The sequence below is a fragment of the Klebsiella spallanzanii genome (assembly GCF_902158555.1).
Lineage (GTDB): Bacteria > Pseudomonadota > Gammaproteobacteria > Enterobacterales > Enterobacteriaceae > Klebsiella > Klebsiella spallanzanii.
In genome coordinates, this window is sequence record NZ_CABGGS010000014.1 from 1 (window position 1) to 26,750 (window position 26,750).

General features: G+C 49.5%; 47 protein-coding genes and 1 rRNA gene. 7 read left to right on the forward strand and 41 right to left on the reverse strand.

Annotation, left to right across the window (positions count from 1 at the left end; genetic code table 11):
• Nucleotides 1–100 (reverse strand): 16S ribosomal RNA (locus FN082_RS14490); the annotation flags it as partial.
• A gap of 471 nt (nucleotides 101–571) precedes the next feature.
• Between FN082_RS14490 and FN082_RS14495 the strand changes: the two genes are divergently transcribed.
• Nucleotides 572–1,126, forward strand: coding sequence for a gamma carbonic anhydrase family protein (locus tag FN082_RS14495; protein WP_142981829.1), 555 nt, complete (start codon nucleotides 572–574; stop codon nucleotides 1,124–1,126).
• On the opposite strand, the gene FN082_RS14500 is transcribed toward FN082_RS14495, so the two are convergent.
• The 6 genes from FN082_RS14500 to dprA are packed head-to-tail and all read right to left on the reverse strand — an operon-like array spanning nucleotide 1,102 to nucleotide 4,894.
• Nucleotides 1,102–1,359, reverse strand: a complete 258-nt coding sequence (locus FN082_RS14500) for a DUF1488 family protein (protein ID WP_139538929.1) — start codon at nucleotides 1,357–1,359, stop codon at nucleotides 1,102–1,104. The genes FN082_RS14495 and FN082_RS14500 overlap by 25 nt on opposite strands.
• Nucleotides 1,356–2,174, reverse strand: a complete 819-nt coding sequence (aroE, locus tag FN082_RS14505) for a shikimate dehydrogenase (protein WP_139538930.1) — start codon at nucleotides 2,172–2,174, stop codon at nucleotides 1,356–1,358. Before aroE ends, FN082_RS14500 begins: the two co-directional genes overlap by 4 nt.
• Before the next feature lie 3 nt (nucleotides 2,175–2,177).
• Entirely contained in the window at nucleotides 2,178–2,750 is a 573-nt protein-coding gene (tsaC, locus tag FN082_RS14510; RefSeq protein ID WP_139538931.1) for an L-threonylcarbamoyladenylate synthase type 1 TsaC, read from the reverse strand.
• A gap of 4 nt (nucleotides 2,751–2,754) precedes the next feature.
• Nucleotides 2,755–3,297, reverse strand: a complete 543-nt coding sequence (locus FN082_RS14515) for a DNA topoisomerase family protein (protein ID WP_139538932.1) — start codon at nucleotides 3,295–3,297, stop codon at nucleotides 2,755–2,757.
• Nucleotides 3,298–3,324: 27 nt separating this feature from the next.
• Entirely contained in the window at nucleotides 3,325–3,798 is a 474-nt protein-coding gene (smg, locus tag FN082_RS14520) for a DUF494 family protein Smg (protein WP_004125874.1), read from the reverse strand.
• Nucleotides 3,770–4,894 carry a DNA-protecting protein DprA gene (gene dprA / locus FN082_RS14525; protein ID WP_139538933.1) on the reverse strand — a complete coding sequence of 375 codons (1,125 nt, stop codon included), beginning with the start codon at nucleotides 4,892–4,894 and terminating at the stop codon, nucleotides 3,770–3,772. Before dprA ends, smg begins: the two co-directional genes overlap by 29 nt.
• 131 nt (nucleotides 4,895–5,025) lie before the next feature.
• On the opposite strand from dprA, the gene def reads away from it, so the two are divergent.
• The 5 genes from def (at nucleotide 5,026) to mscL (ending at nucleotide 9,786) form a co-directional block, all read left to right on the forward strand.
• On the forward strand, nucleotides 5,026–5,535 hold the full coding sequence (gene def / locus FN082_RS14530) for a peptide deformylase (RefSeq protein WP_139538934.1): 510 nt from the start codon (nucleotides 5,026–5,028) through the stop codon (nucleotides 5,533–5,535).
• 14 nt (nucleotides 5,536–5,549) lie between these two features.
• Nucleotides 5,550–6,497: a methionyl-tRNA formyltransferase gene (fmt, locus tag FN082_RS14535; RefSeq protein WP_139538935.1), complete on the forward strand. Its 948-nt coding sequence runs from the start codon at nucleotides 5,550–5,552 to the stop codon at nucleotides 6,495–6,497.
• A 52-nt stretch (nucleotides 6,498–6,549) separates the two neighbouring features.
• The gene (rsmB, locus tag FN082_RS14540) at nucleotides 6,550–7,845 is read left to right on the forward strand and encodes a 16S rRNA (cytosine(967)-C(5))-methyltransferase RsmB (RefSeq protein ID WP_139538936.1); all 1,296 of its coding nucleotides are present in this window, start codon (nucleotides 6,550–6,552) and stop codon (nucleotides 7,843–7,845) included.
• Between the two features lie 13 nt (nucleotides 7,846–7,858).
• Nucleotides 7,859–9,235, forward strand: a complete 1,377-nt coding sequence (gene trkA, locus FN082_RS14545) for a Trk system potassium transporter TrkA (RefSeq protein ID WP_139538937.1) — start codon at nucleotides 7,859–7,861, stop codon at nucleotides 9,233–9,235.
• A 140-nt stretch (nucleotides 9,236–9,375) separates the two neighbouring features.
• Entirely contained in the window at nucleotides 9,376–9,786 is a 411-nt protein-coding gene (gene mscL, locus FN082_RS14550) for a large-conductance mechanosensitive channel protein MscL (protein WP_139538938.1), read from the forward strand.
• Here mscL and FN082_RS14555 read toward each other — a convergent pair whose 3' ends face one another.
• The 31 genes from FN082_RS14555 to rpsJ form a co-directional block, all read right to left on the reverse strand.
• Nucleotides 9,787–10,002 carry an alternative ribosome-rescue factor A gene (locus tag FN082_RS14555; RefSeq protein ID WP_142981825.1) on the reverse strand — a complete coding sequence of 72 codons (216 nt, stop codon included), beginning with the start codon at nucleotides 10,000–10,002 and terminating at the stop codon, nucleotides 9,787–9,789.
• A gap of 60 nt (nucleotides 10,003–10,062) precedes the next feature.
• Nucleotides 10,063–10,488, reverse strand: a complete 426-nt coding sequence (gene zntR, locus FN082_RS14560; RefSeq protein WP_139538940.1) for a Zn(2+)-responsive transcriptional regulator — start codon at nucleotides 10,486–10,488, stop codon at nucleotides 10,063–10,065.
• Nucleotides 10,488–10,859 carry a DnaJ family domain-containing protein gene (locus FN082_RS14565; protein WP_142981826.1) on the reverse strand — a complete coding sequence of 124 codons (372 nt, stop codon included), beginning with the start codon at nucleotides 10,857–10,859 and terminating at the stop codon, nucleotides 10,488–10,490. Before FN082_RS14565 ends, zntR begins: the two co-directional genes overlap by 1 nt.
• Nucleotides 10,860–10,966: 107 nt before the next feature.
• Nucleotides 10,967–11,353: a 50S ribosomal protein L17 gene (rplQ, locus tag FN082_RS14570; RefSeq protein ID WP_001216372.1), complete on the reverse strand. Its 387-nt coding sequence runs from the start codon at nucleotides 11,351–11,353 to the stop codon at nucleotides 10,967–10,969.
• A 40-nt stretch (nucleotides 11,354–11,393) separates the two neighbouring features.
• Nucleotides 11,394–12,383 (reverse strand): DNA-directed RNA polymerase subunit alpha, encoded by a 990-nt coding sequence (locus tag FN082_RS14575; protein ID WP_002919219.1) that lies wholly within the window; start codon nucleotides 12,381–12,383, stop codon nucleotides 11,394–11,396.
• A gap of 25 nt (nucleotides 12,384–12,408) precedes the next feature.
• Nucleotides 12,409–13,029 (reverse strand): 30S ribosomal protein S4, encoded by a 621-nt coding sequence (rpsD, locus tag FN082_RS14580; protein ID WP_004125897.1) that lies wholly within the window; start codon nucleotides 13,027–13,029, stop codon nucleotides 12,409–12,411.
• A 32-nt stretch (nucleotides 13,030–13,061) separates the two neighbouring features.
• Entirely contained in the window at nucleotides 13,062–13,451 is a 390-nt protein-coding gene (rpsK, locus tag FN082_RS14585) for a 30S ribosomal protein S11 (protein ID WP_004138423.1), read from the reverse strand.
• 16 nt (nucleotides 13,452–13,467) lie between these two features.
• On the reverse strand, nucleotides 13,468–13,824 hold the full coding sequence (rpsM, locus tag FN082_RS14590; RefSeq protein ID WP_139538942.1) for a 30S ribosomal protein S13: 357 nt from the start codon (nucleotides 13,822–13,824) through the stop codon (nucleotides 13,468–13,470).
• Between the two features lie 146 nt (nucleotides 13,825–13,970).
• Nucleotides 13,971–14,087, reverse strand: coding sequence for a 50S ribosomal protein L36 (rpmJ, locus tag FN082_RS14595; protein WP_000868187.1), 117 nt, complete (start codon nucleotides 14,085–14,087; stop codon nucleotides 13,971–13,973).
• A 31-nt stretch (nucleotides 14,088–14,118) separates the two neighbouring features.
• On the reverse strand, nucleotides 14,119–15,450 hold the full coding sequence (gene secY / locus FN082_RS14600) for a preprotein translocase subunit SecY (protein WP_004106334.1): 1,332 nt from the start codon (nucleotides 15,448–15,450) through the stop codon (nucleotides 14,119–14,121).
• Between the two features lie 7 nt (nucleotides 15,451–15,457).
• Nucleotides 15,458–15,892, reverse strand: coding sequence for a 50S ribosomal protein L15 (gene rplO / locus FN082_RS14605; RefSeq protein WP_139538943.1), 435 nt, complete (start codon nucleotides 15,890–15,892; stop codon nucleotides 15,458–15,460).
• Between the two features lie 3 nt (nucleotides 15,893–15,895).
• Complete coding sequence (gene rpmD, locus FN082_RS14610) at nucleotides 15,896–16,075, reverse strand: 50S ribosomal protein L30 (RefSeq protein WP_001140434.1); 180 nt, start codon at nucleotides 16,073–16,075, stop codon at nucleotides 15,896–15,898.
• A 3-nt stretch (nucleotides 16,076–16,078) separates the two neighbouring features.
• Nucleotides 16,079–16,582: a 30S ribosomal protein S5 gene (gene rpsE / locus FN082_RS14615; RefSeq protein WP_004106339.1), complete on the reverse strand. Its 504-nt coding sequence runs from the start codon at nucleotides 16,580–16,582 to the stop codon at nucleotides 16,079–16,081.
• 14 nt (nucleotides 16,583–16,596) lie between these two features.
• Nucleotides 16,597–16,950 carry a 50S ribosomal protein L18 gene (gene rplR, locus FN082_RS14620; RefSeq protein WP_000358960.1) on the reverse strand — a complete coding sequence of 118 codons (354 nt, stop codon included), beginning with the start codon at nucleotides 16,948–16,950 and terminating at the stop codon, nucleotides 16,597–16,599.
• Between the two features lie 9 nt (nucleotides 16,951–16,959).
• Nucleotides 16,960–17,493, reverse strand: a complete 534-nt coding sequence (gene rplF / locus FN082_RS14625; RefSeq protein WP_139538944.1) for a 50S ribosomal protein L6 — start codon at nucleotides 17,491–17,493, stop codon at nucleotides 16,960–16,962.
• Nucleotides 17,494–17,505: 12 nt separating this feature from the next.
• Nucleotides 17,506–17,898, reverse strand: coding sequence for a 30S ribosomal protein S8 (gene rpsH, locus FN082_RS14630; protein WP_004106343.1), 393 nt, complete (start codon nucleotides 17,896–17,898; stop codon nucleotides 17,506–17,508).
• Nucleotides 17,899–17,931: 33 nt separating this feature from the next.
• Nucleotides 17,932–18,237 carry a 30S ribosomal protein S14 gene (rpsN, locus tag FN082_RS14635; protein WP_002919667.1) on the reverse strand — a complete coding sequence of 102 codons (306 nt, stop codon included), beginning with the start codon at nucleotides 18,235–18,237 and terminating at the stop codon, nucleotides 17,932–17,934.
• A 14-nt stretch (nucleotides 18,238–18,251) separates the two neighbouring features.
• A complete protein-coding gene (gene rplE, locus FN082_RS14640) occupies nucleotides 18,252–18,791 on the reverse strand; it encodes a 50S ribosomal protein L5 (RefSeq protein ID WP_001096202.1) in 540 nt (179 codons plus the stop codon).
• A 14-nt stretch (nucleotides 18,792–18,805) separates the two neighbouring features.
• The gene (gene rplX / locus FN082_RS14645; RefSeq protein WP_139538945.1) at nucleotides 18,806–19,120 is read right to left on the reverse strand and encodes a 50S ribosomal protein L24; all 315 of its coding nucleotides are present in this window, start codon (nucleotides 19,118–19,120) and stop codon (nucleotides 18,806–18,808) included.
• A gap of 10 nt (nucleotides 19,121–19,130) precedes the next feature.
• Nucleotides 19,131–19,502 carry a 50S ribosomal protein L14 gene (gene rplN, locus FN082_RS14650; protein ID WP_000613954.1) on the reverse strand — a complete coding sequence of 124 codons (372 nt, stop codon included), beginning with the start codon at nucleotides 19,500–19,502 and terminating at the stop codon, nucleotides 19,131–19,133.
• Nucleotides 19,503–19,667: 165 nt separating this feature from the next.
• On the reverse strand, nucleotides 19,668–19,922 hold the full coding sequence (rpsQ, locus tag FN082_RS14655) for a 30S ribosomal protein S17 (RefSeq protein WP_004106347.1): 255 nt from the start codon (nucleotides 19,920–19,922) through the stop codon (nucleotides 19,668–19,670).
• Nucleotides 19,922–20,113 (reverse strand): 50S ribosomal protein L29, encoded by a 192-nt coding sequence (rpmC, locus tag FN082_RS14660; protein ID WP_002919754.1) that lies wholly within the window; start codon nucleotides 20,111–20,113, stop codon nucleotides 19,922–19,924. Before rpmC ends, rpsQ begins: the two co-directional genes overlap by 1 nt.
• Entirely contained in the window at nucleotides 20,113–20,523 is a 411-nt protein-coding gene (gene rplP / locus FN082_RS14665; protein ID WP_002919759.1) for a 50S ribosomal protein L16, read from the reverse strand. The genes rpmC and rplP overlap by 1 nt, the downstream gene beginning before the upstream one ends.
• A 12-nt stretch (nucleotides 20,524–20,535) precedes the next feature.
• Complete coding sequence (rpsC, locus tag FN082_RS14670; RefSeq protein ID WP_004106350.1) at nucleotides 20,536–21,234, reverse strand: 30S ribosomal protein S3; 699 nt, start codon at nucleotides 21,232–21,234, stop codon at nucleotides 20,536–20,538.
• A gap of 17 nt (nucleotides 21,235–21,251) precedes the next feature.
• A complete protein-coding gene (rplV, locus tag FN082_RS14675; protein WP_002919773.1) occupies nucleotides 21,252–21,584 on the reverse strand; it encodes a 50S ribosomal protein L22 in 333 nt (110 codons plus the stop codon).
• A gap of 14 nt (nucleotides 21,585–21,598) precedes the next feature.
• Entirely contained in the window at nucleotides 21,599–21,877 is a 279-nt protein-coding gene (rpsS, locus tag FN082_RS14680) for a 30S ribosomal protein S19 (protein ID WP_001138115.1), read from the reverse strand.
• A gap of 16 nt (nucleotides 21,878–21,893) precedes the next feature.
• Nucleotides 21,894–22,715 (reverse strand): 50S ribosomal protein L2, encoded by an 822-nt coding sequence (gene rplB, locus FN082_RS14685; protein WP_139538946.1) that lies wholly within the window; start codon nucleotides 22,713–22,715, stop codon nucleotides 21,894–21,896.
• 17 nt (nucleotides 22,716–22,732) lie between these two features.
• Nucleotides 22,733–23,035 (reverse strand): 50S ribosomal protein L23, encoded by a 303-nt coding sequence (gene rplW / locus FN082_RS14690; protein ID WP_000617546.1) that lies wholly within the window; start codon nucleotides 23,033–23,035, stop codon nucleotides 22,733–22,735.
• Nucleotides 23,032–23,637 carry a 50S ribosomal protein L4 gene (rplD, locus tag FN082_RS14695; protein ID WP_015960716.1) on the reverse strand — a complete coding sequence of 202 codons (606 nt, stop codon included), beginning with the start codon at nucleotides 23,635–23,637 and terminating at the stop codon, nucleotides 23,032–23,034. The genes rplW and rplD overlap by 4 nt, the downstream gene beginning before the upstream one ends.
• A 10-nt stretch (nucleotides 23,638–23,647) precedes the next feature.
• Nucleotides 23,648–24,277 (reverse strand): 50S ribosomal protein L3, encoded by a 630-nt coding sequence (rplC, locus tag FN082_RS14700; protein WP_142981827.1) that lies wholly within the window; start codon nucleotides 24,275–24,277, stop codon nucleotides 23,648–23,650.
• Nucleotides 24,278–24,309: 32 nt separating this feature from the next.
• Complete coding sequence (gene rpsJ / locus FN082_RS14705) at nucleotides 24,310–24,621, reverse strand: 30S ribosomal protein S10 (RefSeq protein WP_001181005.1); 312 nt, start codon at nucleotides 24,619–24,621, stop codon at nucleotides 24,310–24,312.
• Nucleotides 24,622–24,997: 376 nt separating this feature from the next.
• Here rpsJ and FN082_RS14710 point away from each other — a divergent pair, with 376 nt between their 5' ends.
• Nucleotides 24,998–25,474 (forward strand): prepilin peptidase, encoded by a 477-nt coding sequence (locus FN082_RS14710; protein WP_142981828.1) that lies wholly within the window; start codon nucleotides 24,998–25,000, stop codon nucleotides 25,472–25,474.
• On the opposite strand, the gene bfr is transcribed toward FN082_RS14710, so the two are convergent.
• The 3 genes from bfr to FN082_RS14725 all read right to left on the reverse strand — a co-directional run.
• Nucleotides 25,458–25,934: a bacterioferritin gene (gene bfr, locus FN082_RS14715; RefSeq protein ID WP_004125910.1), complete on the reverse strand. Its 477-nt coding sequence runs from the start codon at nucleotides 25,932–25,934 to the stop codon at nucleotides 25,458–25,460. The two genes, FN082_RS14710 and bfr, sit on opposite strands and share 17 nt — an antisense overlap.
• Nucleotides 25,935–26,007: 73 nt before the next feature.
• Complete coding sequence (gene bfd / locus FN082_RS14720; protein WP_004125913.1) at nucleotides 26,008–26,202, reverse strand: bacterioferritin-associated ferredoxin; 195 nt, start codon at nucleotides 26,200–26,202, stop codon at nucleotides 26,008–26,010.
• A gap of 174 nt (nucleotides 26,203–26,376) precedes the next feature.
• Nucleotides 26,377–26,750 (reverse strand): EF-Tu C-terminal domain-related protein (locus FN082_RS14725; protein WP_456237443.1); only part of this gene is annotated, 374 nt, incomplete at its 5' end.

A 26,750-nucleotide genomic window follows, 5' to 3' on the forward strand; every position in this document is an offset into this window, starting at 1 on the left:
CTCGTCACCCGAGAGCAAGCTCTCTGTGCTACCGTTCGACTTGCATGTGTTAGGCCTGCCGCCAGCGTTCAATCTGAGCCATGATCAAACTCTTCAATTTAAGTTTGATGCTCGTAGAATTAAACTTCGTAATGAATTACGTGTTCACTCTTTGAGACTTGGTATTCATTTTTCGTCCTAGGACGTTAAGAACCCATGTCACTTTGAGTGCCCACACAGATTGTCTGATAAATTGTTAAAGAGCAGTTGCGACGCGCTTTAGCGCTCTGTCGCGAGGTGGCGTATATTACGCTTTCCTCTTTCAGAGTCAACCGTTTATTTTCAGGTTTTTCTCTTCAACCAACCGGCTGTTTGTGTGAAGTGATTCACATCTGCCGTGTCAGTGGGAGCGCATTATAGGGATCCCATTTTTTTGCACAAGCCTTTTTTCGATCTTTTTTTTCATATGATGTTTTTTCAGCCTTTTCGCGGTGTTCTTGCCCAATTCGCTCAATTTTACCACAATAAAGGCTTGCAGACGGCAATAAAAGCAACCAAAGTCTCTGCTCTCCCTTGGTTTATTGAGGTAACCATGACCACTAAATTGCGTCGTTATAAAGATTTATTCCCGAAAACAGGCCAACACGTGATGATCGACGCCAGTAGCGTGGTAATCGGTGATGTCAGAATCGCTGATGATGTGAGCATCTGGCCACTTGTCGCGATTCGCGGTGATGTGAATCATGTTGAAATAGGTGCCCGTACTAACGTTCAAGACGGTAGCGTCTTACATGTCACCCATAAGTCTCCATCTAATCCACAGGGGAACCCACTTATTATTGGTGATGACGTTACCATTGGCCATAAAGTGATGTTGCACGGCTGCACCATCGGTAACCGGGTACTGGTTGGTATGGGATCGATTCTGCTGGATGGCGTCATTGTGGAAGAAGACGTCATGATCGGAGCGGGGAGCCTGGTCCCACCAAACAAACGCCTGGAAAGCGGTCATCTTTACTTTGGCAATCCGGTTAAACAAATACGCCCCCTCACGGAGGCAGAAATCGCAGGCTTAAAGTATTCAGCAAATAACTATGTAAGATGGAAAAATGATTATCTGACTCAGGATAACCAAACCCATCCTTGAGCATCTTCCTGCTGGTCGCTAATTAATTCGTGGGCTTCTTCTTCCAGGTCCCAACGGTTCTCACGAAATGCGGCCAGCCACTGAGCAGGCTCTTCACCGCCAAAACGCTGCTGAAGTACCGCCATCGTTAAAGCGCAGGTTAACTGCATGCCATTAACCAACGCTGGAAAAGCAATGCATTGGCGCTCTTCATCCCATATTTCCCTGTCAGGGAACTGAATGGCCTGGTTCATGCATTTAATTCCTTATGCAAAGCCTGAATTACCGGGGCAATTTCCGGCAGAATGCCGTGCCAAAGCAGCACCGCATGGGCAGCTTGCGCCACCAGCATTCCCAACCCATCAGCGCATTGTTTCGCACCATGTTGCTGGCACCAACCTAAAAAAGGCGTACAACCTTTCTGGTAAAACATGTCGTAACAATAGACGTGGGGGCTAATCAGAGTTACAGGGATCGCAGGCACTTCGCCGTCAATACCACTAGATGTAGCATTAATGATGAGATCGAATTCCTGATCGCCTAATGCTTCTATATCCAAAGCGCGAACGCTGCCAGTATGAGCAAAAAGCGTAGCCAGTTCATGCGCGCGAGAAAAGGTACGATTAACAATCGTAACGGCACAATCCAGTGATAAAAGGGGAAGCAATACGCCACGTGAGGCCCCACCAGCGCCGATAAGCAATACACGGAATCCAGGTTTAATAAAACCAAGCCGTTCTAAATCACTTAATAACCCGATGCCATCAGTATTGTCCCCAAGCAGGCGACCATCCTCCAGCCGTTTAAGCGTATTCACTGCACCGGCTAGCGCTGCGCGTTCAGTTAACTCATCAGCTCGCGCGAAGGCTTCTTCTTTAAATGGAACGGTGACATTAGCCCCCTTACCTCCCCCATCAAAGAAGGCATTAAGAGTTGTAACAAAATCATCGAGAGGAGCCAGGATACGCCCATATGGATGCGTAATTTGCAACTGCTGTGCAAAAAGCTGATGAATGGACGGCGACTTGCTATGGGCAATAGGGTGTCCGAAGACTGCATAGGTTTCCATGAATTATCCCTGGCGGAAAAGTTCGCCCGTCAAGGCATCACGTATCTCAGAGGGATTTTGACGCCCCCCAGTTACTCCATCAACGACGGGGAAATCGGCGCCAAACTGCGTATGAACTTCAGCCGTTGTACGGCAGGGAGTCTGACCGGATAAATTTGCGCTGGTTGAAACCAGCGGCTTACCATAAGTCTTACACAGTTCAACCACCAGCGGATGATCCGTAACCCGTACGGCCAACGAGTCAAAGCGCCCAGTCAACCAACGCGGCGTTGAAGTTCGAGCCGGGAAGACAAATGTCACTGGCCCGGGCCAGGATGAAAAAATAGCTGCTCGCTGCTCATCACTAAGTTTCGCATCGTCAATATACGGTTTGAGTTGTTCAAAACTCGCAGCAATCAGAATCAGCCCTTTTTCAACGGGCCGTTGTTTAAGCTTTAACAGACTCATAACAGCCTTCTCGCTATCGGGATCGCAACCGACGCCGAAAACAGCTTCCGTAGGATAGGCAATGACATATTCATTATTCAGAAGCGCCACAGCACGTTCGATGGCTTCTGAGGGCAGGTTATTATTCACAGGTTTATTCCGCCGGTATCGGCTTTCCACATTGTTTGCTGGCACAAAAGCGCTTAACACCTTGTGCCGTTTTCTTTTCGATTAGCAGCGGGTAATGGCATTCCGGGCACTCACCCGCCACGGGCCTGAAGTTAATGACGAACTGGCAATCGGGATAACGATCGCAGGAATGAAAGTTTTTCCCAAAACGTGAGCGACGCTGAACCAGATGCCCTTGCCCACACTGCGGACAGGCTATTGCTGTTTCATCTGGTTTATCAATAAGTTCGGTATGCTCACAGTCAGGGTAACTGCTACAACCAATAAACATACCAAAACGCCCCTGGCGTAATACCAGAACTGCCCCGCAAGACGGACATACCTGCCCCTCCAGAACTTTAACAATATGTCCATCCGCCTGGCTCTTCAGGGGACGGACATAGTTGCAGTCCGGATAATGTGAGCAACCAAGAAAAGGCCCATGCTTCCCGGATCGTATTACCAGCTCAGCCCCACACTGGGGGCAGAGCTCATTTTTACGCACCGAAAACAGTGCTGATTTGGTCATAACAATTCTAATGTCGCAGCAAAAATGTTAATGCAGCATACCTTCATTTACTTCAAAGAGTAATTCTTCCATTTGCTGGTAGGCATTTTCGCAACCGGGAATGTTGAACAGCACCATCAGGATAACCCATTTAAGGTCCTCCAGATCGAACTCTGCCGTATCGAGCGCTAACACACGCTCTATCACCATTTCCCGTGTTTCGAGGTTCAACACCTGAATTTGCTCAAGGAACAGTAAGAATCCTCGGCAACTCGCATCAAGACGCTGACACTCCTCATCGGTATATACTCGTAAGGAGAGAGGGTCAGAAGCAAGCTGCATGGGCGCAACAAGCCCTTCCTGATAATCAGCCAGTTTCTCGAGCCACATTAGGGCGTTATAGATGTCTTCTCGTTCAAAACCAGCATCGGTAAGATCCCGAGTCAACTTGTCCTGGTCCACGCGCATTTCTGCTTCGTTATGGATGTAAGTCTCAAACAGATACATGAGTACGTCGAACATGGCTTGCCCTCCTTAATCGGACATAGCCGCCGGGTACAGCTGCGATCCAGCCTGCTAACTCCAGTTCAAGTAGCTGAGCTACGGTCACTGGCACAGATTGGCCGGCACGTTCAGCGACAACGTCAACAGGTGTTACCTCATCTCCTACGTTAGCCAGGAGCTCTGGAAATGGCAATGCTACAGGTGGCCGATCGTCGTAATTATTTATGCTATTCCGCATATCAAGGAGCCATGGCTGCTCATGCTGCCAATACTCAACGATATCTTCCGGTGAAGTGACAGCAATCGCGCCCTGCTTAATCAGCCAATGAGGCCCCTCAGAACCTGGACTCCCAATAGGGCCCGGGAGTGCAAAGACTTCCCTTCCCTGTTCCAGTGCACAGCGAACAGTAACGAGTGAGCCGCTTTTCAATGCGGCTTCTATAACCAATACGCCAATACTTAACCCACTGATAATTCGATTACGGCGAGGAAAGTTGCCGGGCAATGGTGGGGTAAAAAACGGGAACTCGGAGAGCACGGCCCCTCCTCTATGAATTATCTCCTCTGCTAAAGCCTGGTGGCGGCGCGGGTAAACATTCATTAACCCATTACCCAGAACGGCAATAGTTTTACCTTGCCCTTCCAGGGCCCCACGATGGGCAATGCCATCAATACCTAATGCCAATCCGCTGGTAATCGTAATGCCGCAACGCCCCAAAATCTCGCAAAACAATTTTCCCCAACGAGCGCCATACCATGAATGGACACGGCTTCCGACAACAGCTAATTGCGGACAGCTGAGTAACGCTGGATCGCCGCGCACGAAAAGTGCACCAGGAAAGTCACGAATAGCTCGCAATTGAGGGGGATAGAGGGGAGAATCTGCCGTGAGCAAAGAACTGCCAGGCTGTTCCAGCCACTGGAATACGGCATCAATCTCACGTTGACTAATCCCCAAAAACTGTTTCGATTGTGCTTTATTTAACCCACAGACATGTAACGCTTCGGGATCTAACGTGGGAGCCAAGCGTAACCGACGAGCGGCCACAACCACGCCGTCACCATACAGGCTACTCACCTTCATCAGACGTAACCAAATTTCCGCGGGTGTCATCCTTACTCCCCCTTGCCATAAGCGGCTTTAACAATCTTTGCGATTGGACAGCGAGACTGTCAATTGCAGGGGGTTTTGTCTAGAATAGAGATCATAATCTTATCAACTCCTGAATACGACTCTGGAACTTTATGGCAGTTTTGCAAGTGTTACATATCCCGGACGAGCGCCTTCGCAAAGTCGCTGAACCGGTCAAAGAAGTGAATGCAGAAATTCAGCGTATCGTCGATGATATGTTCGAGACGATGTACGCTGAAGAAGGTATCGGTCTGGCCGCAACGCAGGTAGATATTCACCAGCGCATCATTGTTATTGATGTGTCAGAAAACCGGGAAGAGCGCCTGGTATTAATTAACCCTGAGCTGCTGGAAAAAAATGGTGAAACAGGCATAGAAGAAGGCTGTCTCTCCATCCCGGAACAGCGCGCATTAGTACCTCGTGCCGAAACTGTTAGAATTCGAGCACTGGATCGTGAAGGCAATTCGTTCGAACTAGAAGCCGATGGTTTGTTAGCTATTTGTATTCAGCATGAAATGGACCACCTGGTAGGCAAACTATTTATTGATTACCTGTCGCCGCTTAAGCAGCAACGTATCCGCCAGAAGGTTGAAAAACTGGACCGCCTGCGCACGCGTGCCTGAGGACAAGGACTAACGTGTCACAATCATTACGTATAATTTTTGCGGGAACGCCCGATTTTGCAGCGCGTCATCTTGACGCGCTGTTGTCGTCTGAGCATGAGATTGTCGGCGTATTTACCCAGCCTGACCGTCCCGCAGGTCGTGGCAAAAAGCTCATGCCGAGCCCAGTCAAAGTTCTGGCGCAAGCAAACGACCTGCCCGTATTTCAGCCAGCATCCCTGCGTCCACAGGACAATCAGCAGCTAGTCGCTACGCTTAATGCAGACGTAATGGTAGTTGTGGCTTATGGGCTTCTCCTGCCAAAACCAGTACTGGATATGCCGCGTCTGGGCTGTATTAACGTGCACGGTTCTTTATTGCCACGCTGGCGTGGTGCTGCACCAATACAGCGCTCATTGTGGGCTGGAGATGCAGAAACAGGCATAACCATAATGCAAATGGACGTTGGGCTCGATACCGGCGATATGCTGTATAAGCTGTCCTGCCCAATTACTGCAGAAGATACCAGCGGTAGCCTGTATGACAAGCTTGCGGGTCTCGGTCCTCAGGGTCTGCTGGAAACGCTAACACAACTGGCGAACGGTAACGCGCAGCCTGAAGCACAGGATGAAGCATTAGTCACGTATGCTGAAAAACTCAGTAAAGAAGAAGCGCGCATTGACTGGTCACTTTCTGCTGCACAACTTGAACGCTGTATCCGTGCATTCAACCCATGGCCGATGAGCTGGTTAGAAATTGATGGGCAGCCAGTTAAAGTCTGGCGCGCATCGGTAATTACCGATGCAAGTAGCGCCGAGCCAGGGACTATTGTCGCATCAGGGAAACAGGGCATCCAGGTAGCAACTGCCGACGGTATTCTGAATCTGGAATCACTTCAACCTGCAGGTAAAAAAGCGATGAGTGCCCAGGATTTACTAAATTCCCGTCGGGAGTGGTTTATCACCGGTAATCGCCTCGCCTGATGGCCATATCTTCTAAAGCCCGGTTTCACCGGGCATTTTTGTTTTTATACTTATGAAAAAAAATATTAATTTGCGAGCTCTGGCAGCCCAGGCTATTGAACAGGTCGTTGAACAAGGGCAGTCGTTAAGCAACGTTTTGCCCCCGTTACAACAGAAAGTTGGCGAAAAAGATAGGGCACTGCTGCAAGAGCTATGCTTTGGTGTTCTACGCGCTCTGAATCAACTTGAATGGTTAATTAGCAAACTGATGAACCGCCCGATGAAGGGCAAGCAGCGTACTATCCACTTTTTAATCATGGTGGGCTTATATCAGCTCTTATATACCCGTATCCCCGCCCATGCAGCTCTGGCGGAAACAGTTGAAGGGGCCGTAGCCGTTAAGCGCCCACAGCTGAAGGGTCTTATCAACGGGGTATTACGCCAGTTCCAGCGCCAACAGGAAGAGCTGCTGACGGAATTTGCACAAAACGAAAATCGCTATCTTCACCCCAAATGGCTTCTCAAACGCCTCCAGCAAGCCTGGCCAGACCAATGGCAGGCAATTGCTGATGCCAACAACCAGCGCCCGCCGATGTGGTTACGTGTTAACCGCAACCATCACTCTCGCGATGAGTGGCTCGCGTTCCTGGAAGCTGCAGGGTTGCAAGGCTTTACTCATTCGGACTACCCCGATGCGGTTCGCCTCGCCACCCCCGTTCCGGTGCACGCATTACCTGGTTTCGATGAAGGCTGGGTCACCGTCCAGGATGCTTCAGCACAAGGCTGTATGCGCTACCTTGCCCCCGAGAATGGAGAGAGAATTCTCGACCTCTGTGCAGCACCTGGAGGTAAAACAACGCATATACTGGAAGTTGCCCCACAGGCAAGCGTGTTAGCTGTTGATATCGATGAGCCGCGCCTTTCCCGCGTCTACGACAATCTAAAACGGCTGGGCATGAAGGCAGAGGTCAAACAGGGTGATGGTAGTCATCCAGAACAGTGGTGTGGCGATGAACAATTCGACAGGATCTTACTTGATGCCCCTTGCTCTGCTACGGGGGTTATTCGCCGCCATCCAGATATTAAATGGCTGCGCCGCGATCGAGACATCATCGAGTTAGCGCAACTGCAGGCCAAAATTCTTGATGCTATCTGGCCACATTTGAAGCCAGGAGGAACGTTGGTTTATGCCACCTGTTCAATTTTGCCGGAAGAAAACAGCGAGCAAATTGCTGCTTTCCTGAGTCGAACGCCTAATGCAGAGTTGCAAACAACGGGTACACCGGATAAACCAGGCCAGCAAAATTTACCGGGTGCAGAAGAAGGCGATGGATTCTTTTACGCTAAGCTGATCAAAAACCAGAAATAGTGGATCACAGCTGATGAAGATTATTATTCTTGGTGCCGGGCAAGTAGGCGGAACTCTGGCGGAGAATCTCGTTGGAGAGAACAACGATATTACATTGGTTGATACGAATGGTGACCGCCTTCGCAGCCTGCAGGACAAATTCGACCTCCGGGTGGTTCAAGGGCATGGCTCACATCCGCGCGTACTACGCGAAGCCGGCGCAGATGATGCCGACATGTTGGTTGCCGTAACCAGCTCTGATGAAACGAATATGGTGGCCTGCCAGGTAGCCTATTCACTGTTCAATACACCGAATCGTATTGCCCGCATCCGTTCTCCGGATTATGTACGAGATGCCGATAAGCTCTTCCATTCAGAAGCAGTTCCTATTGATCACCTTATTGCACCAGAACAGCTGGTCATTGACAGCATTTACCGCTTGATTGAGTATCCGGGCGCGTTACAGGTCGTCAATTTTGCCGAAGGAAAAGTTAGCCTGGCAGTGGTTAAGGCCTATTATGGCGGTCCTCTGGTTGGCAATGCCTTATCTACCATGCGCGAACATATGCCACATATTGATACGCGAGTAGCGGCTATTTTCCGTCACGATCGACCAATAAGACCACAAGGTTCAACAATCGTTGAGGCCGGGGATGAGGTTTTTTTTATAGCCGCATCTCAACATATTCGCGCGGTAATGAGCGAGCTTCAGCGCCTTGAAAAACCCTACAAGCGCATCATGCTGGTTGGTGGCGGAAACATCGGCGCCGGGCTGGCGCATAGATTAGAAAAAGATTACAGCGTTAAACTTATCGAACGTAATCAACAGAGAGCCGCAGAGCTTGCAGAGAAGCTACAGAATACCATTGTTTTTTATGGCGACGCTTCAGATCAAGAACTCCTGGCTGAAGAGCATATCGATCAAGTTGATCTCTTCATTGCTGTCACTAACGACGACGAAGCTAATATTATGTCAGCAATGCTGGCGAAGCGCATGGGGGCTAAAAAAGTCATGGTGCTTATCCAGCGACGCGCCTATGTTGATCTGGTACAGGGTAGCGTGATCGATATTGCCATATCACCGCAGCAGGCAACAATATCAGCTCTGCTCAGTCATGTACGTAAAGCCGATATTGTCGGGGTTTCTTCATTACGCCGCGGTGTCGCTGAGGCGATTGAAGCCGTAGCGCATGGTGACGAAAGTACTTCACGGGTTGTTGGTCGATCGATCGATGAAATTAAGCTCCCACCAGGAACCATTATTGGAGCCGTTGTGCGCGGTAATGATGTCATGATAGCTAATAACAATCTGCGTATTGAGCAAGGGGATCATGTCGTCATGTTCCTGACTGATAAAAAATTTATCTCCGATGTCGAGAGGCTATTCCAGCCCAGTCCCTTCTTCCTGTAGTTTGCTGGCGTCATCAAGACGCCTTTCTTTTATCCCTTATTTATCAAAGGATAATATTTTCCAGCAATTATTTCCCAGCAATGGAAAATAGGAATACATTTGTTAAACTTATCAGTGTTAGCTAACTCAAGGAGAATAAAATGAGTTTTTTAAAAGAATTTCGCGAATTTGCGATGCGCGGGAATGTGGTTGATCTGGCAGTCGGTGTCATCATTGGCGCAGCATTTGGTAAAATCGTATCGTCGTTAGTTGCTGATATTATTATGCCGCCGCTAGGCTTACTTATTGGTGGAATTGACTTTAAACAGTTCGCTGTAACGCTGCGTGATGCTCAAGGTGATATTCCAGCCGTTGTAATGCATTATGGCGTATTCATCCAGAACGTCTTTGATTTTGTTATCGTTGCGTTTGCTATCTTCATGGCAATCAAACTGATGAACAAGCTGAATCGTAAAAAAGAGGAAGCTCCAGCAGCAGCAACTCCGACTAAAGAAGAAGTTCTGTTAGGTGAAATCCGCGATCTACTGAAAGAACAGAATAACCGTTCCTGATCAGGACGCTAAAAGCAGAAGGCCAGTGGTAAAAAAGTAGTTCACTCTCTTGCCACTGGCCTCCCGACCATTACTTCCTCTATGTTTTTCTTTGCGTTGGTAGCTGCCTTTCCCTTTCTTATTCTTTTCAACTCGTTGTCGGAATAACGGGTCATGAAGTAATGCCTCAAAGGCGTTATCTCTTATTTGCCCTTTAGTATGCTGATAGTGACTCATAAACTTCCCCCTGATGAGTAACAGAAATCGGCGCGAGTGTAGATCTTTGTGATGAAAAAATCAACGCTCAGTATTTTGATTACTTGCTCCCTGTTCGAGTGCTTCAAGAATTGAGCAGTAAACGCTACTGTGAGCAGTGCCGCAGCAAGCGTCATTGAGGCGCTGCAACGAACGACGCATGGTTTGTAGCTCTTTAATTCTGGATTCAACTTCACTTAAACGAGCCTGCACAATACCTTTAGATTCCTGGCAGGTATGATGTTCAGGATCGATACGGATCGATAGAAGTTCACGGATCGATTCCAGCGTAAAACCCAACTGTCTGGCATAGCGGATAAAGCGGAGCCTCTGCAAATCCTTGTCTGAATAGAGCCGAAAACCGCCTTCAGTACGTACATCATGATCCATCATCTGCTGCTTTTCATAGTAACGGATGGTATCAGGAGTGACGTCAGCTAATCTGGCCAGTTCACCAATGCGGTACATTATTGCTCCTCATTAATCTTATGCAGTAACTTATCAGCATAATCTCCACGCAGGAAGTCAGTATTCAGACCGGCCTGCCGAAGTTTTAACTCTAGCAGCGCCAGCCGACGATTCAGTTCCAAATAGCGTGGGTCGTTCTCCTCAACACCTTTAAGCAAGTCAGCAAGCATGACGGCTTCTTTTCGATGTTCTAGTTCGGGAGGTAAACAACCTGCATTCTTAAGTAACCGATAGCCTGTTCGTAGCTCAGGCGGCATATGTGAATCATCATCCAAAGTCAGTGGTTCTCCATGGCCCGGAAGATTATCAAATTCACCTTTGTTCTGTGCATCAAGGATATGGCGTTCTGCCCACTGATCCAGTAACCACATAATACGGCTCCGGTGATGAACAAAAATAATGCAGATATTGTAGTAAAGCAGAAGTATTGCAGATATAAAAAAACCCGCCGAAGCGGGTTTTTTTACGTTACTACAGATTACTCTGCAGCAGCTTCTGCTTTCGATTCAGAGCGATCAACCAGCTCGATGTAAGCCATCGGCGCGTTGTCGCCTGCACGGAAGCCACACTTCAGAATGCGAGTGTAACCACCGGCGCGGCTCGCAAAACGCGGGCCCAGCTCGTTAAACAGTTTTGCCACGATCTCGTTATCACGAGTACGGGCGAATGCCAGACGACGATTAGCTACGCTATCAGTCTTGGCAAGAGTAATCAGCGGCTCAACTACGCGACGCAGTTCTTTCGCTTTCGGCAGGGTCGTCTTGATGATTTCATGACGAACCAGCGAACCAGCCATGTTACGGAACATAGCCTGGCGATGGCTGCTGTTGCGGTTCAGTTGACGACCACTCTTACGATGGCGCATGACCTTATCCTTCTCAGTAAAACCTTAACCTGTGATCCGGTTACTCGTCAGCAATGCTTGCCGGTGGCCAGTTTTCCAGGCGCATGCCCAGAGACAAACCACGTGAAGCCAGCACGTCTTTAATCTCGGTAAGAGATTTTTTACCCAGGTTCGGCGTTTTCAGCAACTCAACCTCGGTACGCTGTACCAGATCACCGATATAGTGGATAGCTTCTGCCTTGAGGCAGTTAGCAGAGCGGACAGTCAATTCGAGATCGTCAACAGGGCGCAGCAGGATCGGATCGAATTCTGGTTTCTCTTCTTTCACTTCCGGCTGACGTACATCACGTAAATCAACGAAAGCTTCCAGTTGTTCTGCCAGGATGGTTGCCGCACGACGAATCGCCTCTTCAGGATCGATTGTGCCGTTGGTTTCCATTTCGATGACCAGCTTGTCCAGGTCGGTACGCTGTTCTACACGCGCTGCTTCAACATTGTAGGCAATACGCTCTACCGGGCTGTAGCATGCGTCGACCAGCAGACGGCCGATTGGGCGCTCATCTTCTTCCGAATGAATTCGGGCAGAAGCCGGCACATAACCGCGACCGCGCTGAACTTTGATACGCATGCTAATAGCTGCGTTTTCATCGGTCAGGTGGCAGATCACATGTTGCGGCTTGACGATTTCGACATCACCGTCATGGGTGATGTCGGCTGCGGTCACAGGGCCAATGCCAGATTTGTTCAAAGTAAGGATGACTTCATCTTTACCCTGAACTCTCACCGCCAGCCCTTTCAGGTTGAGCAGGATTTCAAGGATATCTTCCTGAACGCCTTCTTTGGTGCTGTACTCATGAAGTACACCATCAATCTCAACCTCGGTCACCGCGCAACCCGGCATCGATGAGAGCAGAATACGGCGCAGTGCGTTACCCAGAGTATGGCCAAAGCCACGCTCTAAAGGTTCAAGGGTCACCTTGGCGTGCGTCGAACTCACTTGCTCGATATCGACCAGGCGCGGTTTTAGAAACTCTGTCACAGAACCCTGCATTGTGTCCTCTCTTTGGTACTAAGCTTTACTTGGAGTAAAGCTCGACGATCAGGTGTTCGTTAATGTCCGCAGACAGATCAGAACGTTCCGGCTGACGCTTGAACGTACCTTCCATCTTGCCAGCATCAACTTCCAGCCAGGTTGGCTTTTCACGCTGCTCAGCCAGCTCCAGAGCGGCTTTCACGCGAGATTGCTTTTTCGCTTTCTCACGGATGCTAACAACGTCATTCGCTTTAACCTGATAAGAAGCGATGTTAACAACACGACCGTTTACCATGATAGCTTTATGGCTAACCAGCTGACGTGATTCAGCACGAGTCGCGCCGAAGCCCATACGGTATACAACGTTGTCCAGACGACCTTCCAGCAGAGTCAACAGGTTCTCACCGGTGTTGCCTTTCAGACGTGCTGCTTCTTTATAGTAGTTACGGAACTGACGCTCCAGCACACCGTACATACGGCGAACTTTTTGCTTTTCACGCAACTGCACACCATAGTCAGACAGACGCGGTTTACGCGCACCGTGCTGGCCAGGAGCTTGTTCAATTTTACACTTGGTATCGATCGCGCGAACGCCAGACTTAAGGAACAGGTCTGTGCCCTCACGACGGCTCAGCTTGAGCTTAGGACCCAAATATCTTGCCATTTTCTTTCTCCAACAATCCTAGAAACGAGGCGTTATACGCGACGTTTTTTCGGCGGACGACAACCGTTATGAGGGATCGGAGTCACATCAGTAATATTAGTGATGCGGAAACCAGCGGCGTTCAGAGCACGAATAGTAGATTCGCGACCTGGACCCGGACCTTTGACCATAACTTCCAGATTCTTGATGCCGTATTCTTTTACGGCTTCAGCGCAACGCTCTGCTGCAACCTGAGCTGCAAACGGAGTGGATTTGCGAGAACCACGGAAACCGGAACCACCGGCTGTTGCCCAACCCAGTGCGTTACCCTGACGATCGGTAATGGTAACGATGGTGTTGTTAAAAGAAGCATGGACATGAGCCACGCCATCAGAGACTTGTTTTCTTACACGCTTACGTGCACGAACTGGTGCCTTTGCCATTATTCAATCACCCCGACTATTTCTTGATCGGTTTACGCGGACCCTTACGGGTACGTGCGTTGGTCTTAGTACGCTGACCGCGAACCGGAAGACCACGACGATGGCGTAAACCACGATAGCAACCAAGGTCCATCAGACGCTTGATGCTCAGGGTGATTTCACGGCGCAGATCACCTTCAACGACAAATTTACCAACCGCTTCACGCAGGGCTTCAATTTGTTCTTCAGACAGCTCACTGATCTTAACATTTTCAGCGATACCCGTGTCAGCACAGATGGCTTTAGAGCGGGTCTTGCCGATACCGAAAATAGCAGTCAATGCGATTACGGTATGTTTGTGATCAGGAATGTTAATGCCTGCTATACGGGCCACTATGCACTCCTACTATTTAATATGTACGTACCATGCTGAAAAGCCCGTTTTCAGGATACTCAAATGGAAACGTACAGACATACAAAAGATTGGCTGGCTAATCTAGCCAGCTCAACCCAACTTTGCAAGAAAAATATGCGAATAAATCAGCCTTGGCGCTGTTTATGCTTCGGCTCGGCACTGCAAATCACGCGGATGACGCCATCACGCTTAACGATTTTGCAGTTACGGCATAATTTCTTGACGGAAGCACGAACTTTCATTTTTACTCTCCGTAACTTCTCGGGCGCCCTGTTAGCGGCCGTAGCCTTTCAGGTTCGCCTTCTTCAATGCAGACTCATACTGACTCGACATCATCAGAGTTTGCACTTGAGCCATAAAGTCCATAATCACGACAACAACGATAAGCAGCGAGGTCCCACCGAAGTAGAACGGCACTTTCATTGCATCACGCATGAACTCCGGGATCAGGCAGATAAAAGTGATGTATAACGCACCGACCAGAGTCAGGCGAGTCATTACTTTATCGATATACTTCGCCGTTTGCTCTCCCGGACGAATTCCTGGTACAAATGCACCGGACTTCTTCAGGTTATCTGCTGTTTCACGCGGGTTGAAAACCAACGCCGTGTAGAAGAAACAGAAGAAGATGATTGCAGACGCATAGAGTAACACATAAAGCGGTTGCCCAGGCTGCAAATACAGCGAAATTGTTGTCAGCCAGTTCCAACCAGTACCGCCCCCGAACCATGATGTAATGGTTGCCGGGAACAGAATAATACTGGAAGCGAAGATTGCCGGGATTACCCCTGCCATATTCACTTTCAGCGGTAAATGTGTGCTCTGTGCAGCATAGACACGACGACCCTGTTGACGTTTTGCGTAGTTTACCACAATGCGGCGTTGACCACGTTCAACAAACACAACAAAGAAGGTCACTGCAAATACTAATACTGCAACCAACAGCAACAGGAGGAAGTGCAGGTCGCCTTGACGCGCTTGCTCGATAGTATGGGCTATGGCCGGCGGAAGACCCGCGACGATACCGGCGAAGATGATGATCGAGATACCGTTGCCGATACCACGTTCAGTAATCTGTTCGCCAAGCCACATCAGGAACATCGTTCCCGAGACCAGACTAACAACAGCGGTGAAATAGAATGCAAAGCCTGGATTGATTACCAGGCCCTGCATACCAGGCATATTCGGCAGACCGGTAGCAATACCGATCGACTGGAATATTGCCAGCACCAGAGTACCGTAGCGGGTGTACTGGCTGATCTTGCGACGACCAGACTCCCCTTCTTTCTTCAGCTCTGCTAACGGCTGATAAACAACCGTTAACAGCTGGACAATGATCGACGCCGAAATATACGGCATGATACCCAGAGCAAAGATAGAAGCACGGCTGAGAGCACCACCAGAGAACATGTTAAACATTTCAATGATAGTGCCTCGCTGTTGCTCAAGCAGTTTGGCAAGTACAGCGGCATCAATACCAGGGATCGGAATAAAAGAGCCAATACGGAACACAATCAACGCACCGATTACAAACAAAAGTCTGCGTTTCAGCTCGCCAATCCCACCTTTGGCACTTTGAAAATCTAATCCCGGTTGCTTAGCCATCTGCTACTTATTCCTCAATTTTACCGCCAGCAGCTTCGATAGCAGCACGAGCACCTTTAGTCACGCGCAGGCCACGAACAGTTACCGGACGAGATACTTCACCAGACAGGATCACTTTCGCGAACTCGATCTGGATACCGATAATGTTAGCCGCTTTCAGCGTGTTCAGGTCGATTACATCGCCTTCTACGTGAGCCAGATCAGACAGACGAACTTCGGCTGTAATCGCAGCTTTACGAGAAGTGAAGCCGAATTTCGGCAGACGACGGTACAGAGGCATCTGACCACCTTCGAACCCGCGACGTACGCCACCGCCAGAACGAGAGTTCTGACCTTTGTGACCACGACCACCGGTTTTACCGAGGCCAGAACCGATACCACGACCCAGGCGTTTACCCGCCTTTTTGGAGCCTTCGGCCGGAGACAGAGTATTTAAACGCATCTCTTACTCCTCAACTTTAACCATGAAGGAAACCGCGTTGACCATACCACGAACGGCAGGAGTATCCTCGCGCTCTACGGTGTGACCAATACGACGCAGACCCAGGCCAAGCAGCGTTGCCTTGTGTTTCGGCAGACGACCGATTGCACTGCGGGTTTGAGTAATTTTAATAGTCTTTGCCATGGTTTATTTCCCCAGAATTTCTTCAACGGATTTACCACGCTTGGCAGCGACCATTTCTGGAGAATTCATATTTTCCAGGCCATCAATAGTTGCACGAACCACGTTAATTGGGTTGGTGGAACCATATGCTTTGGCCAGAACGTTATGAACTCCAGCAACTTCCAGAACGGCGCGCATTGCACCACCGGCAATGATACCGGTACCTTCGGAAGCTGGCTGCATGAATACACGAGAACCCGTGTGAACACCTTTAACCGGGTGCTGCAGGGTGCCGTGGTTCAGCGCGACATTAATCATATTGCGACGGGCTTTTTCCATCGCTTTCTGGATCGCTGCTGGAACTTCACGCGCTTTACCGTAACCAAAACCTACGCGACCGTTACCGTCACCAACTACAGTCAGAGCTGTGAAGGAGAAAATACGACCACCTTTAACGGTTTTAGATACGCGGTTTACCGCGATCAGCTTTTCCTGCAGTTCGCCAGCTTGTTTTTCGATGTGAGCCATCTTACACCTCTACCTTAGAACTGAAGGCCAGCTTCACGGGCAGCATCTGCCAGTGCCTGGACACGACCATGATATTGGAACCCGGAACGGTCAAAGGAAACATCTTTGATGCCTTTTTCCAGAGCGCGTTCAGCAACAGCTTTACCCACAGCTGCTGCCGCGTCTTTGTTACCGGTGTACTTCAGTTGTTCAGCGATAGCTTTTTCTACAGTAGAAGCGGCTACCAGAACTTCAGAACCGTTCGGTGCAATTACCTGTGCGTAAATATGACGCGGGGTACGATGTACCACCAGGCGAGTTGCACCCAGCTCCTGGAGCTTGCGGCGTGCGCGGGTCGCACGACGGATACGAGCAGATTTCTTATCCATAGTGTTACCTTACTTCTTCTTAGCCTCTTTGGTACGCACGACTTCGTCGGCGTAACGAACACCCTTACCTTTATAAGGCTCAGGACGACGGTAGGCGCGCAGATCTGCTGCAACCTGGCCGATCACCTGCTTATCAGCGCCTTTCAGCACGATTTCAGTTTGAGTCGGACATTCTGCAGTGATACCGGCCGGCAGTTTATGCTCAACAGGATGAGAGAAACCTAAAGCCAGGTTTACTACATCCCCTTTGACCGCTGCACGATAGCCTACACCAACCAGCTGAAGCTTTTTAGTGAAGCCTTCGGTAACACCGATAACTACTGAGTTAAGCAGAGCACGCGCGGTGCCAGCCTGAGCCCAACCATCAGCGTAACCATCACGCGGACCGAAGGTCAGTGCATTATCTGCATGTTTAACTTCAACAGCATCGTTGAGAGTACGAGTCAGCTCGCCATTCTTACCTTTGATCGTAATAACCTGACCGTTGATTTTTACATCAACGCCGGCAGGAATAACGACCGGTGCTTTAGCAACACGAGACATTTTTTCCTCCGATTAGGCTACGTAGCAGATAATTTCGCCACCAAGACCAGCCTGGCGCGCTGCACGATCAGTCATAACACCTTTAGAGGTAGAAATAACCGCGATACCCAGACCCGCCATAACTTTCGGCAGCTCATCTTTACGTTTGTAGATGCGCAGACCTGGGCGGCTGACACGCTGAATGCTTTCTACAACAGCTTTACCCTGGAAATACTTAAGAGTCAGTTCCAGTTCCGGCTTGATGTCGCCTTCAACTTTAAAATCTTCAATAAAGCCTTCTTCCTTCAGCACGTTGGCAATTGCCACTTTCAGCTTGGAGGAAGGCATGGTGACCGCAGCTTTATTCGCGGCCTGACCGTTACGGATACGGGTCAGCATATCCGCGATCGGATCTTGCATGCTCATCTGTCTTTACTCCCGTGATTCAATTGGTGACAATTACCAGCTAGCCTTTTTAAGACCCGGGATTTCACCGCGCATTGCGGCTTCACGGACCTTGATACGGCTCAACCCGAACTTCCGCAGGAAACCATGCGGACGACCTGTTTGACGGCAGCGATTACGCTGACGAGACGGGCTGGAATCACGCGGCAGAGTCTGCAGCTTGAGAACAGCATTCCAACGATCTTCGTCGGTTGCGTTCACATCAGAGATGATAGCTTTCAGTTCAGCGCGTTTAGCGAAGAATTTATCAGCTAAAGCCACGCGCTTTACTTCGCGTGCTTTCATTGATTGCTTAGCCATTAAGTAACCCTACCTTACTTGCGGAACGGGAAGTCAAAGGCAGCCAGCAGAGCGCGGCCTTCTTCATCAGATTTCGCAGTAGTGGTAATGGTAATATCCAAACCACGAACGCGGTCGACTTTATCGTAGTCGATTTCTGGGAAGATGATCTGCTCACGGACACCCATGCTGTAGTTACCACGACCGTCGAAAGACTTAGCGGACAAGCCACGGAAGTCACGGATACGCGGTACAGCAATAGTGATCAGGCGCTCAAAGAACTCCCACATGCGTTCGCCACGCAGAGTTACTTTACAGCCGATCGGATAGCCCTGACGGATTTTGAAGCCTGCAACTGATTTGCGTGCTTTGGTGATCAGCGGTTTTTGACCGGAGATTGCTGTCAGGTCAGCTGCTGCGTTATCCAGCAGTTTCTTGTCAGCGATCGCTTCACCAACACCCATGTTCAGGGTGATCTTCTCGACCCGAGGGACTTGCATGACAGAATTGTAGTTAAACTCAGTCATGAGTTTCTTAACTACTTCGTCTTTGTAGTAATCATGCAGTTTCGCCATCGTACTACTCCAAATTACTTGATAGTTTCGCTATTAGACTTGAAGAAACGGACTTTTTTGCCGTCTTCGAATCTAAAGCCTACACGGTCAGCCTTGCCGGTTGCCGTATTGAAGATTGCAACGTTAGAAACCTGAATAGCAGCTTCTTTTTCAACGATGCCACCTGGTTGGTTCAGGGCCGGAACCGGCTTCTGATGTTTCTTAACCAGGTTGATACCTTCAACAATGAGCTTGCCGGAAGACAAGACATTCTTAACTTTACCGCGTTTACCTTTATCTTTACCGGTTAACACGATAACTTCGTCATCACGACGGATTTTCGCTGCCATGATTCGCTCCTTAGAGTACTTCTGGGGCCAGAGAGATAATTTTCATGAACTTCTCATTACGAAGTTCACGAGTTACCGGCCCAAAAATACGCGTACCGATGGGCTGCTCGCTGTTATTGTTCAGAATAACGCATGCATTACCATCGAAGCGAATGACAGAACCGTCCGGGCGACGAACACCCTTCTTGGTGCGCACCACTACCGCCTTCAGCACATCACCTTTTTTGACCTTACCACGCGGAATTGCTTCTTTGATGGTGATCTTGATGATGTCGCCTACGCCTGCGTAGCGACGGTGCGAGCCACCCAGAACCTTGATACACATTACGCGACGTGCACCGGAGTTGTCGGCGACGTTCAGCATAGTCTGTTCTTGGATCATTTTAGTGCTCCGCTAATGTCAACTACTACTGAGACCCAAAAGTAGGGTCGTTAAAAAAGCCCCATATCGAGGGCGCGGCATTATAACACCGCAAATCAGATATGGGTAGAAAAAATAAACGGCTCATCGCTGAGCCGTTTATCCGTATCGAGAATGCGTACTGTATTACAGAACCGCTTTCTCTACAACGCGAACCAGCGTCCAGGACTTAGTCTTGGACAGCGGACGGCATTCGCGGATTTCAACCACGTCGCCGATACCGCATTCGTTGTTCTCGTCATGTACGTGCAGTTTGGTCGTACGCTTGATGAATTTGCCGTATACCGGGTGTTTCACCATACGTTCGATAGCAACAACAATGGATTTCTCCATTTTGTCGCTAACCACGCGACCTTGCAGAGTACGGATTTTATCGGTCATTACGCACCCGCCTTCTGAGTCAGTAAAGTCTTAACGCGTGCAACATCACGACGCACTTGCTTCAGCAGATGAGTCTGTTGCAGCTGGCCACTTGCAGCCTGCATACGCAGGTTGAACTGCTCACGCAGCAGGTTCAGCAGCTCAGCGTTCAGCTCTTCAACGCTTTTTTCACGCAGCTCTTTTGCTTTCATTACATCACCGTCTTAGTTACAAAGGTGGTTTTGATCGGCAGTTTCGCTGCTGCCAGGCCGAATGCTTCACGGGCCAGCTCTTCCGGTACACCGTCCATTTCATACAGGACTTTACCCGGCTGAATCAAGGCAACCCAGTACTCCACGTTACCTTTACCTTTACCCATACGAACTTCCAGCGGCTTCTCGGTGATCGGTTTGTCCGGGAATACACGGATCCAGATCTTACCTTGACGCTTAACTGCACGGGTCATAGCACGACGTGCTGCTTCGATCTGACGTGCAGTCAGACGACCACGGCCAACAGCTTTCAGACCGAAAGTGCCGAAGCTAACATCCGTACCCTGCGCCAGACCACGGTTGCGGCCTTTGTGCACTTTACGGAATTTTGTACGCTTTGGTTGTAACATCAGCGACGCTCCTTATTTACGGCCTTTACGCTGCTGCTTTTTAGGTTGAGCAGCCGGTTCCGGTTGTTCAACAGCAGCCATACCACCCAGGATCTCACCTTTGAAGATCCATACCTTAACGCCGATTACACCGTAAGTGGTGTGCGCTTCAGAGGTGTTGTAGTCGATGTCAGCACGCAGAGTGTGCAGCGGTACGCGACCTTCACGGTACCATTCGGTACGTGCGATTTCCGCGCCGCCCAGACGGCCGCTAACTTCAACTTTGATACCTTTAGCGCCCAGACGCATTGCGTTCTGTACAGCACGCTTCATCGCACGACGGAACATAACGCGACGTTCCAGCTGAGAAGTGATGCTGTCAGCAACCAATTTAGCGTCCAGTTCAGGCTTACGAACTTCGGCAATATTGATCTGTGCAGGCACGCCAGCGAGATCCGCTACGACCTTGCGCAGTTTTTCTACGTCTTCGCCTTTCTTACCGATAACGATACCCGGGCGAGCAGTGTGAATGGTCACACGAATGCTTTTAGCCGGACGCTCGATAACGATGCGAGATACAGACGCTTTCGCCAGTTCCTTAGTCAGGTACTGACGTACTTTAAAATCGCTGTCCAGGTTGTCAGCGAATTCTTTGGTGTTCGCAAACCAGGTTGAGTTCCATGGTTTTACAATACCCAGGCGAATACCATTAGGATGTACTTTCTGACCCATTGCTAGTCTCCAGAGTCTCAGCGATCGGACACAACCACAGTAATGTGGCTGGTGCGCTTCAGGATGCGATCTGCACGACCTTTAGCACGCGGCATAATGCGCTTCATGCTTGGGCCTTCGTCTACGAAAATTTTCGCGACTTTCAGATCATCAATGTCAGCGCCATCGTTGTGTTCAGCGTTAGCAATGGCAGATTCCAGTACCTTCTTGACCAGTACAGCAGCTTTCTTGTTGGTGTAGGTCAGAATATCCAGGGCCTGCGACACTTTCTTACCGCGAATCAGGTCAGCAACAAGGCGAACCTTCTGAGCAGAAGAACGAGCATGGCGATGTTGAGCTAAAGTTTCCATCTCTTCCTCCTACCTTATTTCTTCTTCGCTTTTTTATCAGCAGCGTGGCCGCGATAAGTACGAGTCGGTGCGAATTCACCCAGTTTGTGACCAACCATTTCGTCGGAAACAAAAACTGGAACGTGCTGACGACCATTATGGACAGCGATGGTCAAACCGATCATGTTAGGAAAGATCGTTGAACGACGGGACCAAGTGCGCAGGGGCTTCTTGTCTCCGCTTTCCACCGCTTTCTCTACCTTCTTCAGCAAGTGCAGGTCAATAAAAGGACCTTTCTTGAGAGAACGTGGCATGGCTTATCCTCTAAAATTATTTGCTACGGCGACGTACGATGAATTGATCAGTACGCTTGTTGCTGCGGGTCTTCTTACCTTTGGTCTGGACGCCCCACGGAGTTACCGGGTGCTTACCAAAGTTACGACCTTCACCACCACCATGTGGGTGATCGACTGGGTTCATCGCAGTACCGCGAACGGTAGGACGAACACCACGCCAGCGTGCAGCACCTGCTTTACCCAGAACGCGCAGCATATGCTCAGCATTGCCAACTTCGCCCAGAGTAGCGCGGCAGTCTGCTTCGACTTTACGCATTTCACCAGAGCGCAGACGCAGGGTGACATAAGCACCATCACGAGCAACGATCTGAACGTAAGTACCAGCGGAACGAGCCAGCTGACCGCCTTTACCCGGTTTCATTTCTACGTTATGAACGGTAGAACCAACTGGGATATTGCGCATCGGCAGGGTGTTGCCTGCTTTGATTGCAGCATCAACGCCAGACTGAATCTGGTCGCCAGCTTTCAGGCCTTTAGGGGCCAGGATGTAACGGCGCTCGCCGTCTTTGTACAGAACCAGTGCGATGTTCGCAGAGCGGTTCGGATCGTACTCAAGACGTTCAACAACTGCCGGGATACCGTCTTTGTTGCGTTTGAAGTCAACAATACGGTAGGCCTGTTTGTGACCACCACCGATATGACGAGTGGTGATACGGCCATTGTTGTTACGACCACCGGATTTGCTGTTTTTTTCAATCAGCGGAGCAAAAGGTTTGCCCTTGTGCAGCTCTGGGTTGACCACTTTAACGACGTGGCGACGACCCGGAGATGTCGGTTTACATTTAACAACTGCCATTGTATTACTCCTCCGACTTACTCAGCGCCGCCAACGAAGTCCAGATTCTGGCCTTCTTTCAGGGTGACGTAAGCTTTTTTCCAGTCGCTACGACGACCGATACGCTGTCCGTGACGTTTAACTTTCCCTTTAACAACCAGGGTGTTAACGACTTCGACTTCGACTTCAAACAGTTTCTGCACAGCAGCTTTGATTTCTGCTTTGGTCGCGTCTTTAGCAACTTTGAGAACGATGGTGTTAGTTTTTTCCATCGCAGTAGACGCTTTTTCAGAAACGTGCGGTGCACGCAGCACCTTCAGCAAACGTTCTTCACGAATCATGCCAGCATCTCCTCAACTTGCTTAACAGCATCAGCAGTCATTACGACTTTGTCGAAGGCGATCAGGCTAACCGGGTCGATACCAGTTGCATCGCGTACGTCAACCTTGTGCAGGTTGCGCGCAGCCAGGAACAGGTTCTCATCCAGCTCACCGGTGATGATCAGCACATCTTCCAGAGCCATGTCTTTCAGTTTCTGTGCCAGCAGCTTAGTTTTAGGCGCTTCTACAGAAAACGTCTCGACAACGATCAGACGATCCTGACGTACCAGTTCGGACAGGATGCTTTTCAGCGCGCCGCGGTACATCTTTTTATTAACTTTTTGACTGTGGTCCTGCGGGCGAGCAGCGAAGGTCACGCCACCGGAACGCCAGATCGGGCTCTTGATAGAACCTGAACGCGCACGGCCGGTACCTTTCTGGCGCCACGGCTTTTTGCCGGAACCAGTTACTTCAGCACGAGTCTTCTGAGCACGAGTACCCTGACGAGCACCAGCTGCATAAGCAACAACAACCTGGTGAACCAGCGCTTCGTTGAAATCACGACCGAAGGTAGTTTCGGAAACAGTCAGCGCGCTCTGCGCGTCTTTCAATACTAATTCCATTGCTATCCCCTTACGCCTTCACAGCTGGTTTAACGATCAGGTTGCTACCGGTTGCACCCGGGACTGCACCTTTAACCAGCAGCAGGTTGCGCTCAGCGTCAACACGTACTACGTCCAGGCTCTGAACAGTTACACGTTCGTTACCCAGCTGACCTGCCATTTTCTTGCCTTTGAACACTTTGCCCGGAGTCTGGTTCTGACCGATAGAACCCGGAACGCGGTGAGACAAGGAGTTACCGTGAGTAGCGTCCTGGGTACGGAAGTTCCAGCGCTTAACGGTACCAGCAAAACCTTTACCTTTAGAGGTACCGGTTACGTCAACTTTTTTAACGTCAGCAAACAGTTCAACGCTAATTGCTTGACCTACGGTGAATTCTTCGCCGTCAGCAAGACGGAATTCCCACAGACCACGGCCAGCTTCAACACCAGCTTTAGCGAAGTGACCCGCTTCCGGTTTAGTTACACGGTTAGCTTTTTTAGCACCAGTGGTAACCTGAACGGCACGGTAGCCATCGTTAGCCAGGTCTTTAACCTGAGTAACACGGTTTGCTTCAACTTCGATTACGGTTACTGGGATAGATACGCCATCTTCAGTGAAGATGCGGGTCATGCCCACTTTTTTACCGACTAAACCAATCATTGTTTCAACCTCTCAATCGCTCGATGACCTGATTAACCCAGGCTGATCTGCACGTCTACACCGGCAGCCAGATCCAGACGCATCAGAGCATCAACGGTTTTTTCAGTTGGCTCAACGATGTCAACCAGACGCTTATGAGTGCGGATTTCGTACTGATCGCGCGCGTCTTTGTTAACGTGCGGGGAGATCAGAACGGTAAAGCGCTCTTTGCGGGTCGGCAGCGGGATCGGACCACGGACCTGCGCACCAGTGCGCTTAGCAGTCTCGACGATTTCCGCAGTTGATTGATCGATCAGACGATGATCAAACGCTTTAAGACGGATACGGATTCTTTGGTTCTGCATGAGACCAGAGCTCCAATTATTTTATAGACGAAATGGTTACTCCTCATACCCATTACGATTGATGGGAGAGTGTAACCGTTCTTACATAGTTCCCCAATTGGGAACATTGTTGGTAGCTAAATACGCTACCGGGTTCATATCGAACCGGCCGTCAATTTTGACAGGCCCGCGCATTATACGCAAATTCGGACGCAACACAAGCGCTGAGTAGAAAATCATCACTTGTTTCTGGGTGTCCGCTCCAGCGTTTGCCGAAATGTAATGGAAGGCAAGCAAATACCCTGGATAAGGCAATCCACTATTTGTGATTACCCTTTGTCAGGTATTCAGCTTCTCATCACACTGGTGACTAACCGATACGACACGGGAACAATCTATGTCAGCAGCCTCCCTGCTCTTCCTTATGTTCTATTGTGGGTTATTACTCACGCTTTGTTGGTACGATCTGCGCTTTGGTTTGCTTCCAGATAAGTTTACCTGTCCCCTGCTCTGGAGTGGGCTGCTTTATCATCTATGTGTGTCACCAGCCACTCTGTCGTATGCAGTCTGGGGAGCAATAGCCGGATATCTGGCCTTTGCATTGCTCTACTGGCTCTATAGGGGAATACGCGGACACGAAGGCATCGGCTATGGCGATATTAAATTTCTCGCGGCACTGGGAGCCTGGCATGGCTGGAAAGCTTTGCCAGAGCTAGTTCTTATCGCAACTTTGCTGGCATGCGCTGCTGTAGCAATGCTGATTTTATGCGGAAGAAAAAGACAGGCGTTATTCAACCCGCTGCCTTTTGGCCCTTTCCTGGCCGCAGCGGGCTTAACATGTGCATGGCAGACTTTTTTTAGTCAGCCACTTTAATCTGCGACTGGAGATAATTCTGCAGACCAATCTTGCCTATTAAGTCCAGCTCAGTTTCCAGCCAGTCAATATGGCCTTCTTCATCTGCAAGGATGGTAATTAGCATATCACGACTGACATAGTCATGAACGCTATCGGCATAGGCAATAGCTTCTCGTAGATCCTTTGCACCTTCCAGTTCCAGCCTCAGGTCAGATTGCAGCATCTCCTCGACGTCCTCCCCAATGCGGAGTTTACCGAGGTCCTGCAGGTTAGGGATCCCCTCAAGAAACAAAATACGCTCAATATACTTATCGGCATGCTTCATTTCATCGATAGATTCGTGGTATTCGACATCATTGAGGCGCATCAGGCCCCAGTTCTTAAACATTCTCGCATGGAGAAAGTACTGATTAATTGCGACAAGCTCATTTCCCAATAATTTATTGAGATAACTTATGATTTTGACATCACCTTTCATTATATAGTCCCTCCGCTTCCACTTATTGAAGCGTAGTTCGGGCTATAGGGATGTCAAAGTAAAGCAGGGGGGATCAGGCGATTTCTTGATATTCCGGCATGCGGGTTAATTCATCTTCCATAATTTCACGTGCCGCACGTACACACTTACCGCATTGATTTCCAACGGGAATAAATTTTCGCAATTGCTGAAAAGACTGAGGATTAAACTGCCGTACAGCCTGACGAATTTTTTTATCGTTCACACCATTACACAGACAAACGTACATATATACTCCCGTTCAACTTACACACAAAGTGTAAATGAGAATAGTTATGATTACAATAGCCTGTTTATTAAATATACATCCGATTTATTCGCTATCTACTACCGCACTCATTTACATAAATAGCAGACAGCAAAAAGGGCGCCTGAGCGCCCTTTTTAATTCAGAACTAATTAATTAGCCCAGAACTTTAGCAACAACGCCCGCACCTACAGTACGGCCGCCTTCACGGATTGCGAAACGCAGACCGTCGTCCATCGCGATCGGGTGGATCAGGGTAACAACCATTTTGATGTTGTCGCCCGGCATGACCATCTCTACGCCTTCCGGCAGTTCGATGGTACCAGTCACGTCAGTGGTACGGAAGTAGAACTGCGGACGGTAGCCTTTGAAGAACGGAGTGTGACGGCCGCCTTCGTCTTTGGACAGAATGTACACTTCAGATTCGAACTTGGTGTGCGGCTTGATTGAGCCCGGCTTAGCCAGAACCTGACCACGTTCGATTTCTTCACGTTTGATACCACGCAGCAGAACACCAACGTTCTCACCAG